Here is a 14,224-nt window from a genome sequence, read left to right as displayed (position 1 = left end):
ACCCCGTGCGGCGCAGCCCAGCGCGCGCCCACCGCGCGCACCCCGCACGATGCGACTATGACCGTCAGCCTTGAGCAGTTGCGCCGTTGCCATGTCGCCGTCGATCTGGGGGCCTCCAGAACCCGGGTCTTCGTGAAGGGGCTCGGCCTCGTGGTCGACGAACCGAGCTGCGCCGCCGTCAACACCCGCACCGGCGCCCTCATCGCGGTCGGCGCCTTCGCGGAGCAGATGACCGGGCGCACCCCCGACTACATCCGGGTCGTCCGCCCCGTCTCCGGCGGCACCGTCGTCGACATCGAGATGGCCCGGCGGATGCTCCGCAGCCTGCTCGGCGACAAGCTCCGCCGCCAGCTCCGCCGCAAGCCGGGCCTGCGGGCCGCCGCCTGCACCCCGCACGACGCCGACCCGCTCGCCCAGCGCGCCGCCGTCGAGACGCTCACCGGGATCGGGGCCCGCCGCGTGGAACTGGTGGACACCCTCATCGCGGCGGCCGTCGGCTGCGGGCTCCCGGTGGAGCAGCCCAGGGCGACCATGATCATGGTGTGCGGGGCGGCCACCACCCAGGTGGCGGTGCTCTCGCTCGGCTCGATCGTGGGCGCCGAGCGCATCCCCGTCGGCGGCAACGCCATCGACCACGCCGTCGTCCAGCACCTGCGGCAGGCGCACGAGCTGATGCTGCCCTCGCAGTCGGTGCGTCCGCTGCAACTGGCCCTGCGTTCCAGCGGGCTGGCGGCGGGCGGTCCGGTGTCGACGGAGATCCACGGGCGGGACGTGGTGACCGGGCTCCCCCGCTCGGTGCACGTGGACACGGCGGCCGTGCAGCGGGCCATCCACACCCCGCTGACCGCCGTCCTGGACGGCATCGGGAAGATCCTGCGGACCTGCCCGCCGGACCTGGTCGCCGACCTCGGCGAGAGCGGCATCATGATGGTCGGCGGCAGCGCCCTGCTGCCCGGCCTGGACCAGATGCTGCGGGACGCGACGGGCATGCGGGTGAAGATCGCGGAGCGGCCGGACGTGTGCGCGGTGCTGGGGCTCGGGGCGATGCTGGAGGGGCGGATCCAGCCGTTGATCCTGGACCCGCTGACGCAGCCGAAGACGGAGCGCAGGGGCGAGCACAGGTGGACCCGCAAGTCCTCGGCGCGGGCCGCCGGGCAGTCTCCCGACCAGTCCGCCGAACAGACCCCCGTCCATGCCGCCGCCCAGGCCGACCAGCAGCCCCCGGAGGCCGGCCCCGCCACATAGGGGCCGCGTGACGGCCGACGGGGTGCGAGAGGGCGCGGGAAGACCGGCGCGGGGCAGTACGTCCGCCGTCGCCGCCGGAAGCTGCGGCCCGCCGCCCCGCCTGGTTAGGGTCGTACGAGATCGGCACATACCCGGCACGAAGGAACCCGACCGCCATGCACCGAGAGGGACGCACGGCCCCCGGCCTGCCCCGGCTGCTCGACGCGGTGCTCGGCGTGGGCACGGACCTGGAGCTGCGCGGCACCCTCCAGCACCTGGTGGACTCGGCCGTGGAGCTCACCGGGGCGAGGTACGGCGCCCTCGGTGTGCTCGACGCCGAGCGGACCCGCGTCACCGACCTGTACACGGCGGGCCTGGACGCGGCGGCCCGCGAGCGGATCGGACGGCTGCCGGACGGGCACAGCGGCCTGCTGGGCGCGCTGGTCCGGGAACCACGCCCGCTGCTCGTGCCGAGCGTCCGCGCCGACATCCGCTCGGTGGGCTTCCCCGCTGGGCATCCGGCGATGGACACCTTCGTCGGGGTGCCGGTCCGGGTGGACGCCCAGGTCTTCGGCAACCTGTACCTGACCGAGAAGCAGGACGGCGCCCCCTTCACACCCGACGACCTCTCGCTGCTGCGCGTCCTCGCCGCGCAGGCCGGCATCGCCATCGGCAACGCCCGCCTGTACGAGACGGCCCGGCTGCGCGAGCACTGGATCGAGGGCGCCGCCGCCGTCACCACCGCCCTGCTGCACGGCGGGAGCGCCGAGGACCCGCTCATGACCGTCGCCGACAAGGCCCGCCTGCTGTCCGGCGCGGCGGCCGGAATCGTCCTCCAGCCGACCGCGGACGCCGGCATGGAGATCGTCGCCGCGGCCACCGGGCCCGGCGACGACGCGGCCGACCTGCTCGGCACCGCGATCGAGCCCGGCAGCCCGGTGCTCACCCAACTCCTGGGCGGCGAGCCGGTGTTCGTGGAGGACTCGGCGACGGACGACCGGATGACGACGGCCGTGCGGTCCCGTTTCGGCCCCAGCATGCTGCTGCCCCTGCAGAGCGGCGGCCGGCTCATCGGGACGCTCGCCCTGCCCCGCCGCCGCGGCGACGTGCCGTACACGGCGGTCGAGCGGCTGCTCGCCACCCAGTTCGCCTCGCAGGCCGCGCTCGCGATGGTGCTGGCCGACGGACGCGAGGCCCGGGAGCGCCTGGCGGTCTTCGAGGACCGGGACCGGATCGCCCGCGACCTGCACGACCTGGTCGTACAACGCCTGTTCGCGACGGAGATGATGCTGGAGTCGACCCGGCGGCGGGCGGCGAACGCCGCGTCCGCGGCCCCCGGCATGGACGAGCTGCTCGCACGGGCCGTCGACGAGCTGGACTCCACCATCCAGGAGGTCCGCACCGCGATCTTCGCCCTCCAGCAGCCCCCCGCCGACGCGCCGACGACCGTACGGGGCAGGGTGCTGCGGGAGACGGCCGGCGCGGGCGCGCTGCTCGGGTTCGCGCCGTCCGTGCACTTCGAGGGGGCCGTCGACGCGGTGGTCCCCGAACCGGTGGCGAAACAACTGATCGCGGCCCTGCGCGGGGCGCTGGCCGCCGCGCACCGGCGTGCGGGCGTCACCTCCGTGCAGGTCCGCGTGGACGCGACGGCACACCTCCCGGACGGGCGCGACGGCGTACGGCTGACGGTGCGCGACGACGGGGAGCGGGAGGGCGGGGAGCGGGAGGCCGGGGAGCGGCAGGGCTCGGACGCGGGCGAGAGCCAGGGCGGGCGGGCGGAGACCGTGGTGAGCTGGCAGGCCCCGCTGCGGTGAGCGGCGCCCCCGCTCCCGCCGCGCCCTCCGCCGCACGGCCGGGTTCCTGCCGCGCCCTCCGCCGCGCGGCCGGGTCCCCGCCGCGAAATCCGGTCGGCGGTGTACGCGGCGCAGATCGCCTGGCCGCTGCCGCAGGGCCGGCTGCGGCTACACCCCGTACACCCTGGCCGCCGTTCCGCCGAACACCTGCGCCCGCTCGGCGTCCGACAGGCCCGCCGTCAACTCCCGCGCCACGTCCAGCACTTGTGCGTAGGTGGCGGCCAGGCGGCACACCGGCCAGTCCGACCCGTACATCAGCCGCTCCGGACCGAAGGCGTCCAGCACCACCTCCGCGTACGGCCGCAGGTCGTCGGTCCGCCAGTGGTCCCAGTCCGCCTCCACCACCATCCCCGACAGCTTGCACACCACGTTCGGCAGCGCCGCCAGCTCCCGCACCAGCGCGGCCCACGGCTCGGGCCCGCCCCGCGCGATCGGCGGCTTGCCCAGGTGGTCCAGGACGAAGGTCAGGCCCGGGTGCGCCGCCGCGGCCTCCGCCGCGGCGGCGAGCTGGCCGGGCACGACCACCAGGTCGTACGCCAGTCCCGCGGCCGCCACCGCCGCCAGGCCCCGGCCCACGTCCTCCCGCAGCAGCCACCGCGGGTCGGGCTCCGCCTGGACCTGGTGGCGGACGCCCACCAGCGCCGGGCCGCCGGGCAGCGCGCGCAGGCGGGCCAGTTCGTCGGCCACGCCGTCCGAGGTGAGGTCGGTCCACCCGACCACCCCCGCGATCAGCTCGTGCGCGGCGGCCAGCGCCAGCAGCTCCGGGGTCTCGTCCGCGACCGTCACCGTCTGGACCAGGACCGTCGCGTCCACGCCCGCCGCCCGGGCCTCCGGCAGCAGGTCGGACACCAGGAAGTCGCGCCGCAGGGGCGCCAGCCGGGGACCGGTGATCCAGTCCTGGTCCCGTACCGACAGGTCCCACACATGGTGGTGCGCGTCCACGATCCGCCCGCTCACCGCACCGGCACCTCCCGCCCGCTCACGACACCGGCCCCCCGTCCGATCCGCCCGTCCACCGCACCGGTGCTCACAGCGTCAGCAGCCCCTCTTCCCGCAGCTCGTCCCACAGCTCCCCCGGCACCCGGACGGCCAGCATCGCCGCCGCGTCCGCGGCCTCCGCCGCCGACCGCATCCCCACCAGCACGCTCGCCACCGCCGGGTGGCGGAACGGGAAGTTCAGGGCGGCGGCCCGCAGCGGGACCCCGTGGGCCTCCGCGACGGCCTTGATGCGCAGGGCCCGGCCCAGCAGGTCCACGGACGCCGCCTTGTAGTCGTACGTCGCCCCCGGCTGCGGATCGGCCAGCAGCCCCGAGTTGAAGACCCCGCCGATCACCACGCTCCGGCCGCGCCGCAGCGCCTCCGGCAGCAACGACGTCCCCGCCCGCTGGTCCAGCAGGCTGTACCGGCCGGCGCACAGCAGCACGTCGGCGTCCGTCTCCCGGAGGTAGCGCTCCAGCGGGGCGACCTGGTTCATGCCCGCGCCGATCGCGCCGACCGTGCCCTCCGCCCGCATCCGCTCCAGTGCGGGGTAGGCCTCGCGCAGGGCCTGTTCGCCGCCGTCGCCGCACTCGTCGGCGTCGTGCAGGTAGACGACGTCGATCCGGTCCAGGCCCAGCCGGGTCAGGCTGTCCTCGATGGACCTGCGCACCCCGTCCGCGCTGAAGTCCCACACCCGGCGGCGGTCCGCGGCCACCGCGAAACCCTCGTCCGTGCCGCCGGAACCACCCGCACCGTCCGCACCGTCCGGCACCAGGAGGCGGCCGGCCTTCGTCGACAGGGTGTACGCGTCCCTGGGGCGCCCGCGCAGGGCCTCCCCCAGGCGGCGTTCGGAGAGGCCCAGGCCGTAGTGCGGGGCCGTGTCGAAGTAACGGACCCCGGCCGCCCAGGCCGCGTCCACGGCGGCGTGCGCGTCCTCGTCGGAGACCTCCCGGAAGAGGTTGCCGAGGGTCGCCGCCCCGAACCCGAGCGCGCTCACCGCGACCTTGCTGCCGCCCAGGGTCCTCATCGGCCCTCCGGACGCAGGCGCAGGCCCTGCATGCCGCCGTCCACGGCCAGCGAGGCGCCGGTGACCGAGCCGGCGGCCGGGCTCGCCAAGTAGGCGACCGCGGCGGCGACCTCGTCGGCGCCGACCAGGCGGCCCATGGGCTGGCGGGCGTTGAGCGCGGCGCGCTCCGCCTCCGGGTCGTCGGCCGCGTCCAGCAGGCGGCCCACCCACGGGGTGTCCGCGGTGCCGGGGTTGACGCAGTTGACGCGTATCCCCTCCCGGACGTGGTCGGCGGCCATCGCGAGGGTCAGGGACAGGACCGCGCCCTTGCTCGCGCTGTACAGGGCGCGCTGGGGCAGCCCGGCGGTGGCGGCGATCGAGCAGGTGTTGACGATCGACGCGTGCGCCGACGCGCGCAGCGCGGGCAGGGCCGCGCGGGTCACCCGGACCATGCCGACCACGTTGACGTCCAGCACCCGGTGCCACTGCTCGTCGTCGTTGTCCTCGACGGTTCCGGCGGCCCCGATGCCCGCGTTGTTGACCAGGACGTCCAGTCCGCCCAGCGCTTCCAGCGCGGCCGCCACCCCGGACCGTACCGAGGCGTCGTCCGCGACGTCCGCCGTGAACCCGAGCAGCGGGGGCCGGGCCCCCGAGGGGTCCAGATCCAGTACGGCCACCTGCGCGCCCCGTGCCGCCAGCAGCCGGGCGGTGGCCAGGCCGATGCCCGACGCGCCCCCCGTGACCAGCGCCCTCAGCCCTGCCAGCTCGCTCATGCCCCTGCCCCTTCGGTGATCTGTGCGGCCAGGTCGGCGGCCCAGAACCGGCCGTCCGGATAGGTGAACTCGGCGATCGACTCCGCGTGCATGGTCGCCGAGAAGCCGGGCGCGGTGGGGGCCGTGTAGTGGCCCCGGCGCATCACGACCGGGTCGGTGAAGTGCTGGTGGAGGTGGTCGACGTACTCGATGACCCGGTCCTCGGTGGTGCCGGTGAGCGCGACGTAGTCGAACATCGACAGGTGCTGCACCAGCTCGCACAGGCCCACGCCGCCCGCGTGCGGGCAGACCGGGACGCCGAACTTGGCGGCGAGGAGCAGGATCGCCAGGTTCTCGCCCACACCGCCGACGCGCGCCGCGTCGATCTGGAGGACGTCCAGCGCGCCCGCCTGGAGGAGCTGCTTGAAGATGATGCGGTTCTGGACGTGCTCGCCGGTCGCGACCTTGATGTCGGGGCCGACGGCCTCGCGGACGGCGGCGTGGCCGAGGACGTCGTCGGGACTGGTGGGCTCCTCGATCCAGTACGGGTCGAAGTCGCCCAGCGCCCGGGTCCACTCGATGGCCTCGCCGACGTTCCAGCGCTGGTTGGCGTCGATGGCGATGCGGATGTCCGGTCCCACGGCGGCGCGCGCCGTGCGCATGCGGCGTACGTCGTCGGCGAGGTCGGCGCCCACCTTCAGCTTGATCTGGGTGAAGCCGTCGGCGACCGCCTCCTGGGCGAGGCGGGTCAGCTTCTCGTCGGAGTAGCCGAGCCAGCCGGGCGAGGTGGTGTAGCCGGGGTAGCCGGTCTCGCGGAGCTTCGCCTCGCGTTCGGCGGCTCCCTGCTTGCCGGCACGGAGCAGGTGCAGGGCGTCGGCGGGGCTCAGCACGTCGGCGATGTAGCGGAAGTCGATCTGCGCCACGAGCCACTCGGGATCGGCGTCGGCGAGCAGCTTCCAGAGCGGCTTCTCGGCGCGTTTGGCGGCGAGGTCCCAGACGGCGTTGACGACCGCGCCGATCGCCATGTGCATCACCCCCTTCTCGGGTCCCAGCCAGCGGAGCTGGCTGTCACCGACGAGGGCCCGGCCCAGGCTGCCCGGGTCGGCGCACAGTTCGTCGACGGAGCGGCCGATCACATGGGGCCGGAGCGCCTCGATGGCGGCGACCTGCACGTCGTTGCCGCGCCCGATGGTGAAGGTGAAGCCGTGCCCCTCGATCCTGCCGGGGCCCTCGGGGGCGTCCGTGCGCAGGATCAGATACGCGGCGGAGTAGTCGGGGTCCGGGTTCATCGCGTCGGAGCCGTCGAGCTCGCGGGAGGTGGGGAAGCGGATGTCGTACGTGTCAACTGCCGTGATACGAGCCGTGGTTGGGGTCACGAGGAAGGCCTCTCATGCCTGGGCGAAGGTCTGGCGCTGGCTGCCGAGGCCGTCGATGGACAGCTCCACGGAGTCGCCGGCGCGCAGATACGGATTTCCGGGCAGGCCCAGGGCGACGCCGGCCGGGGTGCCGGTGTTGATGACGTCGCCGGGCTCCAGCACCATGTAGCGGCTCAAGTACGCGACGATCTCGGCGATTTCGAAGATCATGTCGCCGGTGTGGCCGTCCTGGCGCTCGACGCCGTTGACGGACAGCCGCAGGCACAGGTCCTGGGGGTCGGCGATCTCGTCGGCGGTGACGAGCCAGGGGCCGAGCGGGTTGAAGGTCTCGCAGGACTTGCCGAGGTCCCACTGCGAGGAGAAGTCGAGCTGGAACTCGCGCTCGGAGACGTCGTGGCTGACCGCGTACCCGGCGATGCAGGCGAGGGCCTCCCGGGGCCCGTCCAGGTAGCGGGCGCGGCTGCCGATGACGACGCCGAGCTCCACCTCCCAGTCGGTACGGGTGGAGTCGCGCGGGATCAGCACCTCGTCGTACGGGCCGACCACGGTGCCCGGGTCCTTCATGAAGACGACGGGCCGGGGCGGGACGGCGGCCCCGGTCTCCTCGGCGTGGTCGCGGTAGTTGAGACCGATGCAGACGATCTTCCCGGGCCGGGCGACGGGCGCTCCGACCCGCAGGCCGGCGGCGCCGGCGAGGAGCGGCAGCTCACCGGCCGCGTGGGCGGCACGGACGCGCTCGACGCCGCCGGAGGCGAGGAACGCTCCGTCGATGTCGGACGTGAGGCCGGAGAGGTCGTGGACGGTGCCGTCGTCGGCGAGGAGGGCGGGCGTCTCGCTGCCGCGCTCACCAAGTCGCTGGAACTTCATGCCGGTTGGACTCCTCGTTCGGGGTGGGCGAGTGGGCGAATGGGGTGCGGGCGAGCGGGGAAGGACGGGGGCGGACACGCCTCGGGCTGCTCCGCGACGCGTCCCGCGTCCCGCCTCCCGGGACCGGATGGCCGTCCGGCCGCCAGGGACCACGGCCGTCCGTCCCGGGTACGGTCCCCCGGCCGGGGGCCGGCCCCGGGACCGTGCGGACGGGCCCCGAACCCGGGCACGGGTGGTCCCGGGCGCGGGCGCGAACGCTCCCGGGCCCGGACGGGGGCCGGCCCCGGATCAGTCCTGGGCGCGTCCCGTGGTCACCCGGGCGATCATCAGCGCGATCAGGATGATGCCGCCGTAGATGGCCTGGATCCAGAAGGACGGCACCTGGGCCAGGGTGAGCAGGTTCTGCACGACGCCCAGCAGCAGCACACCGGTGAGCGCGCCGAACATCGTGCCCTTGCCGCCGTCCAGGCTGATCCCGCCGATGACGGCCGCGGCCATCACCGTGAAGACCATGTTCTGGCCCTGGTTGGCGTTGATCGCGCCGACGTACCCGGTCTGGATCAGCCCGCCGAGCGCGGCCAGCACACCGGCCGTGACGAACACCCCGAGCATGACCCGGTCCACCCGGATGCCCGCCGCGCGCGCCGCCGCCGGGTTGCCGCCGATCGCGTACAGCGCCCGGCCCACCCGGTGGTACTTGAGCACGAAGCCCGCAGCGCCGAAGCACAGGGCCGCGATCCACACCGACAGCGGGATGCCGAGGAAGGTCGAGGTGGCCAGGGCGAAGAAGGCGTCCGGCATGCCGAAGAGGGTCTTGCCCTCGGTCGCCCCGACGAGCAGCCCGCGCAGCACGATCAGCATGGCCAGCGTCACGATGAACGCGTTCAGCTTCAGCTTCACGACGAGCGCGCCGTTGAACGCCCCGACGAGTCCGCCGACCACCAGGATCACCAGGATGCCGACGAACGCCGGCAGCTCCGTGCCGAACCCGGCACTGACCGCGGGCAGCACCAGCAGCGCGCCCATCGCGGGCGCGATGCCCACGACCGACTCCAGCGACAGGTCGAACTTGCCGGTGATCAGCACCAGCGACTCCGCCAGCACCACCATCGCGAGCGCGGCGGACGCGCCCAGGATGGAGATGATGTTGCCGCTGGTGAAGAAGGTGTCGTTGGTCAGCGCGCCGAAGAGGACGAGCACCAGCAGGGCCGGCAGCAGCGCCAGTTCGCGCGCCCGGCTCAGCAGCAGGGACTTCTTCCGGTCGGCGGGGGTGCCCGCCGGCTCCCGTGCGTGCGCGGCCGCCTTCGAGGCTGTCGTGTCAGCCACGGTCTACTCCTTCGATGGATGCGATCAGCTCGTGGTCGTTCCATCCGGCCGCGTGGTCGGCGACGACCCGCCCGTGGAAGAGGACCAGAACGCGGTCGCAGCGCCGCAGATCGTCTATTTCGTCGGACACGACGAGCACCGCCGTGCCGTCCTCGCGGGCGCTGTCCATCCGCGCGAGGAGGGACTCCTTGGACTTCACGTCCACACCCGCCGTGGGGTTGATGAGGACGAGGAGCCGGGGATCGGAGGCCAGCGCCCGGGCCATCACGACCTTCTGGGCGTTGCCGCCGGACAGGTCGGAGACGGGCTGGTGCGGGCCCTCCGCGTGGATGTCGAGCCGCTCGATCAGCTCCTCGCCGACCGCGCGCTTCTTCTCCGCACCGACGAACCCGTACGACCCGAGCCGGTCCAGCACGCTCATCGTGGCGTTGTCGCCGATGCTCATGCCGGAGACCAGGCCCTGGTCGTGCCGGTCGCGCGGGACACAGCCCACGCCCGCCGCCAGCGCGGCGGGCACGTCCCCGAACGGCAGCTCCCGGCCGTCGAGCCGGGCGATCCCGCGCTCCGGGCGGTACAGCCCGGCGAAGGTCTCCGCCAGCTCGATCTTGCCGCTGCCGCTGGTCCCGGCGAGCCCCACGACCTCGCCCTCGCGGACGGTCAGGTCGATGTCCTCGTACGCCGCCGAGCCGAGCCCGGTGACCTGCAGCCGCACCGGGGCGTCGCGGGGCACCTCGGCGCGGGCGGCGTCCCGGGCGACCGTCACGGCCTCGCCCGCCATGGCCTCGACCAGGGCGGTGCGGGGCAGTTCGGCGACCGGGGCGGTGGTGATCCAGCGGGCGTCCCGCAGGACCGTCACCGCCTGGCACACCTCGTACACCTCCTGGAGGTGGTGCGAGATGAACAGGAAGGTGACCCCGGACTCCTGGAGGGTCCGCATCCGGGCGAAGAGCCGTTCGATCTCCTTGTTGTCGAGCTGGGCGGTCGGCTCGTCGAGGACGATGAACCGGGCCCCGAAGGACAGCGCGCGGGCGATCTCGACCATCTGCCGGTCCTCGACCCTGAGGTCGGCGGTCCGCGCGCCGGGATCGACCCGCACGTCCCAGGTGTCCAGCAACTCGCGCGCCTGGGCGTGCAGTTGCTTCCACCTGATGACACCGCCGGGGCCGGTCGGCTGGCGGTGGATGAACAGGTTCTCGGCGACGGACAGCTCGGGCACGACGGTCGGCTTCTGGTACACGCAGGCGACCTTGCGCCGCCACGCGTCCCGGTCGGAGAGCGCCGGAGCGGGCTCCCCGTCGAAGCGGAGCGTGCCCGCGTCCGGGGCCTGGAGCCCGGTGAGGACGGTCACGAGGGTGGACTTGCCCGCACCGTTGCGCCCCACCAGTGCGTGCGACTCGCCCGGCATCACGGTCAGCCGGCCGTCCTGCAGAGCGGTCGTGGGACCGTACCGCTTGGTGATCCCTGACGCCTCGACCAGCGGTACCGGGTCGGAGGCGTCGGAGCGGGTCACGGCGCTCACTTGACGTTGTTGCCCCAGAGCTTCTTGTCGTCGACGTTCTCCTTCGTCACCAGCGGCGCGGGCAGCTGGTCCTCCAGGGAGCCGTTCCAGTGCCGGACGATCGTGGAGCCGTGGTCGGTCGGGCCCTCCTTGAAGGTCTCGCCCGCCATCGCCTTCTTGATGTAGTACATGCCGTACTTGGCGTAGGTGTCCGCGGGCTGCGAGACGGTGGCGTCGATCTCGCCCTTGCGGATGGCCTCGAACTCCTGCGGGATGCCGTCGTTGGAGACGATGGCGATGTGCCCCTCCTCGCCGGCCGGCTTGAGGAGCTTCTTCGACTTCAGGGTCTGCAGGGTCGGCGCGAGGTAGACGCCGCCCGCCTGCAAGTAGATGCCCTTCACGTCGGGGTTCTGGTTGAGCACGGTGTCCAGTTGGGCGGCCGCCGCGTCGGACTCCCACTTGGCCGGGATCTCCAGGACCTTCAGGGAGGGGTACTTCTTCTTGGCGCAGGCCCGGAACGCCTCGGAGCGCTCACGGCCGTTGACCGAGGCCAGATCGCCCATGATCTGGACGACCTTGCCGGTCTTGACCTTCTCCCCGAGGAACTCGCAGGCCTTCTGCCCGTACGCGACGTTGTTCGCCCGCACGACCATGGCGACCTTGCCCTTCTCGGGGGCGACGTCGACGGCGACCACGGGGACGCCCTTGCGCTCGGCCTGGTCGAGGCCGGCGGCTATCGCGGCGCTGTCGAGCGGGGCGACGACGATGCCCTTCACGCCCTGGTTGAGCTGGTTGTTCATGTCGGTGATCTGCTGCGCCGGGTCGGAGTTGGAGTTGACCGACTTCAGCGCGTCGACCTTCTCCTCCTTCGCCATCTTCGGCAGGTAGTCGTTGTACGACTGCCAGAACGGGGAGGTCAGCAGGGGCAGGATGACGCCGACCTTGCCCTCGCCGCCGGCGCCCGAAGCGCCGGCGCCCTTGGTGCTTCCGCACGCGCTGAGCGCGAGGGCGGCGCAGGCCGCGAGAGCGGCCACCCGTACCGTCCGCGTCCGGGTGGTGGCGGCCGAAGGCCCGTTCGTCGTCCCGCTGTTCGCTCTGTTCACTGCCCTGCTCCTGCTGCCGGCCATCTGGCGGCTCCTCGGCTCTTGATCGAATCCCGTTCTCCAACGAACGGAGTGCGCGCGCCGAATATTTATCAGACCTTTCAGGTGCTCCAACACCCCTCTGGGCGTATTTTTCCTGAACAACTGGCGAATTGGTCCGATGACTTGGCCGATCGGGCACAGTGGGCTGGATAAACTGCGCCGCGCCCGCCACCCTTGCGAAGCACCGTCGAAGCCGGAGGAGCCCCATGGCCACGACCCCACCCGAGACCGTTCCCGAGCCGGATGCGGACACCGCGCCGCTGAAGGGCGGCTCGGTCACCCAGCGGGCGATCGAGGCCATCAAGGCCATGATCACTGAGGGTAACCTGACCCCGGGCCAACGCCTGCCCACCGAGCGGGATTTGGCCGTGCACCTGGGCATCTCCCGCAGCTCGATGCGCGAGGCGATCCGCGCGCTGACGGTCATCGGCATCCTGGAGTCGCGGCACGGCTCCGGCGTCTACGTCACGAACCTGGAGGCCGGGGACCTCCTGGACACCTTCGGGGTGGTCGCGGAGATCTCCCCCAAGCCCCGGCTGGCGGAACTCCTGGAGGTGCGCCGGATCCTGGAGTCCTCGGCGACGGCGCTGGCGGCGGCCCGTATCAGTGCCTCCCAACTCGCGCAGCTCGCCGTGCACTTGGACACCATGCGGGAGGCGGAGGACCCGGAGGAGTTCCTTGCCGCCGACATGGCGTTCCACCGTACGATCACGCAGGCGGCGGGCAACGAGGCGCTGGCCGCGATCGTGGAGGGCCTGTCGTCACGGACCTTCCGGGCCAGGGTGCGGCGGGGCCGCCAGGAGGCGGACGCGTTCCCCCGCACCCGGGAGGAGCACACGCGGATCTACCGGGCGCTGGTGAACCGCGACCCGGAGGCGGCCAGGGCGGCGGCGGCGGCGCACGTGGGCGCGGTGGAGGAGTGGCTGCGGGGGCAGTTGGAGGAGTGAGGGCGCGGGGCCGCGCCCCGGGTGCGGGGGCGGGGGTTCACTCCGCCGGTCCGGTGCCGCCCCGGCCGAAGACCTCGGCGACCAGCATCGCCGTCACCTCCTGGAAGGCGGCGGACAGCGACAGGTCCGGGTCGTCCACGTAGTTGAACGCGGCGGTGAGGGTGCGGCTGCCGTCGGGGGTGGCGTACATCAGGGCGCCGTGGCCCGAGATGCCGCCGTTGTGGGTGATGACGGTGCCGCCGTCGCCGGTGGGCTGGACGAAGACGCCCAGTCCGTACGGGACCTTCTCGTGGGTCCCGTACATCTCGGCCAGCAGCGGCGCGGGCAGCAGCTCGCCGGTGACGAGCGCGGAGAGGAAGACGTCGAGGTCACGGGTGGTGGAGACCATGTCGCCGCCGGTGGAGACCCAGGAGGGGTCCTGCCGGGTGACGTCGACGACCCGCTCCCGGCCGTCGGCGTCCTCGTAGCGGTGGTAGGCGTGGCCGTGCGGCCCGGCGAGGTCGGTCTGCGGATGCGCGGGCGAGGGGACGCGGGTGCCGGTCAGGCCGAGCGGCTCCAGGATCCGCCGCCCGGTCTCCTCGGCGAAAGTACGGCCGGTGACCTGCTCGACGATCAGGCGGACGAGCACGTAGTTGGTGTTGGCGTAGCTCCAGTCGGCGCCCGGCTCGAAGCGGACCGGCCGCTCCAGGGAGTACCGCACCAGCTCCCGCGGCGAGTAGGCCCTGAACCGGTTCTCCACCCACTCGCGGCCCGACCAGGGGATGCCGTGGACCTTCGTGCCGTCCTCGTAGACCTCGCCGGTGTGGTTGAAGAGGCCGCTGGTGTGCTGGAGGAGCATGCGGACGGTGATGCGGGGGTCGAGACCGAACTCGGGGAGGTACTGGGCGGCCGGGGTGTCGAGTCCGACGCCGCCCTCGCCGACGAGCTGGAGCAGCACGGTGGCGGCGAAGGTCTTGGTGTTGCTGCCGATGCGGACCGGTGAGTCGAGCGGGGGCGGCTCGCTGCCGCCCAGCTCGGCGACGCCGCCGGTGCCGGACCAGGTGCCGCGCTCGTCGCGGACGCGGAGCTGCACACCGGTGAAGCCGGCCTCGACCATGGACGCGACGGCCTTGTGGAGTTCGGGGCGGGAGGGGGTTGCGGACATGGCGGCGGTCTCCTTCGGGGCGGCGGTGCCGGGGGTTTCCGGGGCGGCGGGACTCCGCCGCCCCGGGGCGGTGCGGGCTGGACGGGGCGGTGGCCGGGCACGGCCGGG

Annotated in this window: 11 protein-coding genes and 1 pseudogene; 3 read left to right on the top strand and 9 right to left on the bottom strand. The window is 73.4% G+C overall.

Annotated features, from left to right (window positions below; translation table 11 throughout):
- Positions 1-57 precede the first annotated feature (57 nt).
- Both ACIP93_RS09710 and ACIP93_RS09705 read left to right on the top strand, forming a co-directional pair.
- Positions 58-1,086, top strand: a pseudogene (locus ACIP93_RS09710) (rod shape-determining protein); the annotation flags it as partial.
- A gap of 314 nt (positions 1,087-1,400) precedes the next feature.
- On the top strand, positions 1,401-3,038 hold the full coding sequence (locus tag ACIP93_RS09705; RefSeq protein ID WP_401757177.1) for a GAF domain-containing protein: 1,638 nt from the start codon (positions 1,401-1,403) through the stop codon (positions 3,036-3,038).
- A 147-nt stretch (positions 3,039-3,185) separates the two neighbouring features.
- Here the strand turns inward: ACIP93_RS09705 and ACIP93_RS09700 are convergent, their stop codons facing one another.
- From ACIP93_RS09700 to ACIP93_RS09665, 8 genes are all read right to left on the bottom strand, one after another.
- Positions 3,186-4,034: an amidohydrolase family protein gene (locus ACIP93_RS09700; protein WP_401757175.1), complete on the bottom strand. Its 849-nt coding sequence runs from the start codon at positions 4,032-4,034 to the stop codon at positions 3,186-3,188.
- Between the two features lie 70 nt (positions 4,035-4,104).
- Entirely contained in the window at positions 4,105-5,082 is a 978-nt protein-coding gene (locus ACIP93_RS09695) for an aldo/keto reductase (RefSeq protein ID WP_345223181.1), read from the bottom strand.
- Positions 5,079-5,834 carry an SDR family oxidoreductase gene (locus ACIP93_RS09690; protein ID WP_345223180.1) on the bottom strand — a complete coding sequence of 252 codons (756 nt, stop codon included), beginning with the start codon at positions 5,832-5,834 and terminating at the stop codon, positions 5,079-5,081. The genes ACIP93_RS09695 and ACIP93_RS09690 overlap by 4 nt, the downstream gene beginning before the upstream one ends.
- A complete protein-coding gene (locus ACIP93_RS09685; protein ID WP_401757172.1) occupies positions 5,831-7,189 on the bottom strand; it encodes an L-fuconate dehydratase in 1,359 nt (452 codons plus the stop codon). Before ACIP93_RS09685 ends, ACIP93_RS09690 begins: the two co-directional genes overlap by 4 nt.
- Positions 7,190-7,201: 12 nt before the next feature.
- Entirely contained in the window at positions 7,202-8,056 is an 855-nt protein-coding gene (locus ACIP93_RS09680) for a fumarylacetoacetate hydrolase family protein (protein WP_401757170.1), read from the bottom strand.
- 288 nt (positions 8,057-8,344) lie between these two features.
- On the bottom strand, positions 8,345-9,382 hold the full coding sequence (locus tag ACIP93_RS09675; RefSeq protein WP_401757168.1) for an ABC transporter permease: 1,038 nt from the start codon (positions 9,380-9,382) through the stop codon (positions 8,345-8,347).
- A complete protein-coding gene (locus tag ACIP93_RS09670; RefSeq protein WP_401757166.1) occupies positions 9,375-10,901 on the bottom strand; it encodes a sugar ABC transporter ATP-binding protein in 1,527 nt (508 codons plus the stop codon). The genes ACIP93_RS09675 and ACIP93_RS09670 overlap by 8 nt, the downstream gene beginning before the upstream one ends.
- Positions 10,898-12,007, bottom strand: a complete 1,110-nt coding sequence (locus ACIP93_RS09665; protein WP_380837015.1) for a sugar ABC transporter substrate-binding protein — start codon at positions 12,005-12,007, stop codon at positions 10,898-10,900. Before ACIP93_RS09665 ends, ACIP93_RS09670 begins: the two co-directional genes overlap by 4 nt.
- Positions 12,008-12,231: 224 nt before the next feature.
- Here ACIP93_RS09665 and ACIP93_RS09660 point away from each other — a divergent pair, with 224 nt between their 5' ends.
- Entirely contained in the window at positions 12,232-12,972 is a 741-nt protein-coding gene (locus tag ACIP93_RS09660) for a FadR/GntR family transcriptional regulator (RefSeq protein ID WP_401757164.1), read from the top strand.
- Between the two features lie 37 nt (positions 12,973-13,009).
- Here ACIP93_RS09660 and ACIP93_RS09655 read toward each other — a convergent pair whose 3' ends face one another.
- Positions 13,010-14,116 (bottom strand): serine hydrolase domain-containing protein, encoded by a 1,107-nt coding sequence (locus tag ACIP93_RS09655; RefSeq protein ID WP_401757162.1) that lies wholly within the window; start codon positions 14,114-14,116, stop codon positions 13,010-13,012.
- Positions 14,117-14,224: the final 108 nt, after the last annotated feature.

The organism is Streptomyces sp. NPDC088745 (assembly GCF_044751045.1).
GTDB lineage: Bacteria > Actinomycetota > Actinomycetes > Streptomycetales > Streptomycetaceae > Streptomyces > Streptomyces cremeus.
This window is presented reverse-complemented; position numbering and strand designations above follow the sequence as displayed.

What these genes read in the sequence shown, in the direction of transcription:
- ACIP93_RS09705 (WP_401757177.1), top strand. Translation starts at nt 1,401, where the DNA reads ATGCACCGAGAGGGACGCACGGCCCCCGGCCTGCCCCGGCTGCTCGAC.
- ACIP93_RS09695 (WP_345223181.1), bottom strand. Translation starts at nt 5,082, where the DNA reads ATGAGGACCCTGGGCGGCAGCAAGGTCGCGGTGAGCGCGCTCGGGTTC.
- ACIP93_RS09655 (WP_401757162.1), bottom strand. Translation starts at nt 14,116, where the DNA reads ATGTCCGCAACCCCCTCCCGCCCCGAACTCCACAAGGCCGTCGCGTCC.
- ACIP93_RS09690 (WP_345223180.1), bottom strand. Translation starts at nt 5,834, where the DNA reads ATGAGCGAGCTGGCAGGGCTGAGGGCGCTGGTCACGGGGGGCGCGTCG.
- ACIP93_RS09680 (WP_401757170.1), bottom strand. Translation starts at nt 8,056, where the DNA reads ATGAAGTTCCAGCGACTTGGTGAGCGCGGCAGCGAGACGCCCGCCCTC.
- ACIP93_RS09660 (WP_401757164.1), top strand. Translation starts at nt 12,232, where the DNA reads ATGGCCACGACCCCACCCGAGACCGTTCCCGAGCCGGATGCGGACACC.
- ACIP93_RS09665 (WP_380837015.1), bottom strand. Translation starts at nt 12,007, where the DNA reads ATGGCCGGCAGCAGGAGCAGGGCAGTGAACAGAGCGAACAGCGGGACG.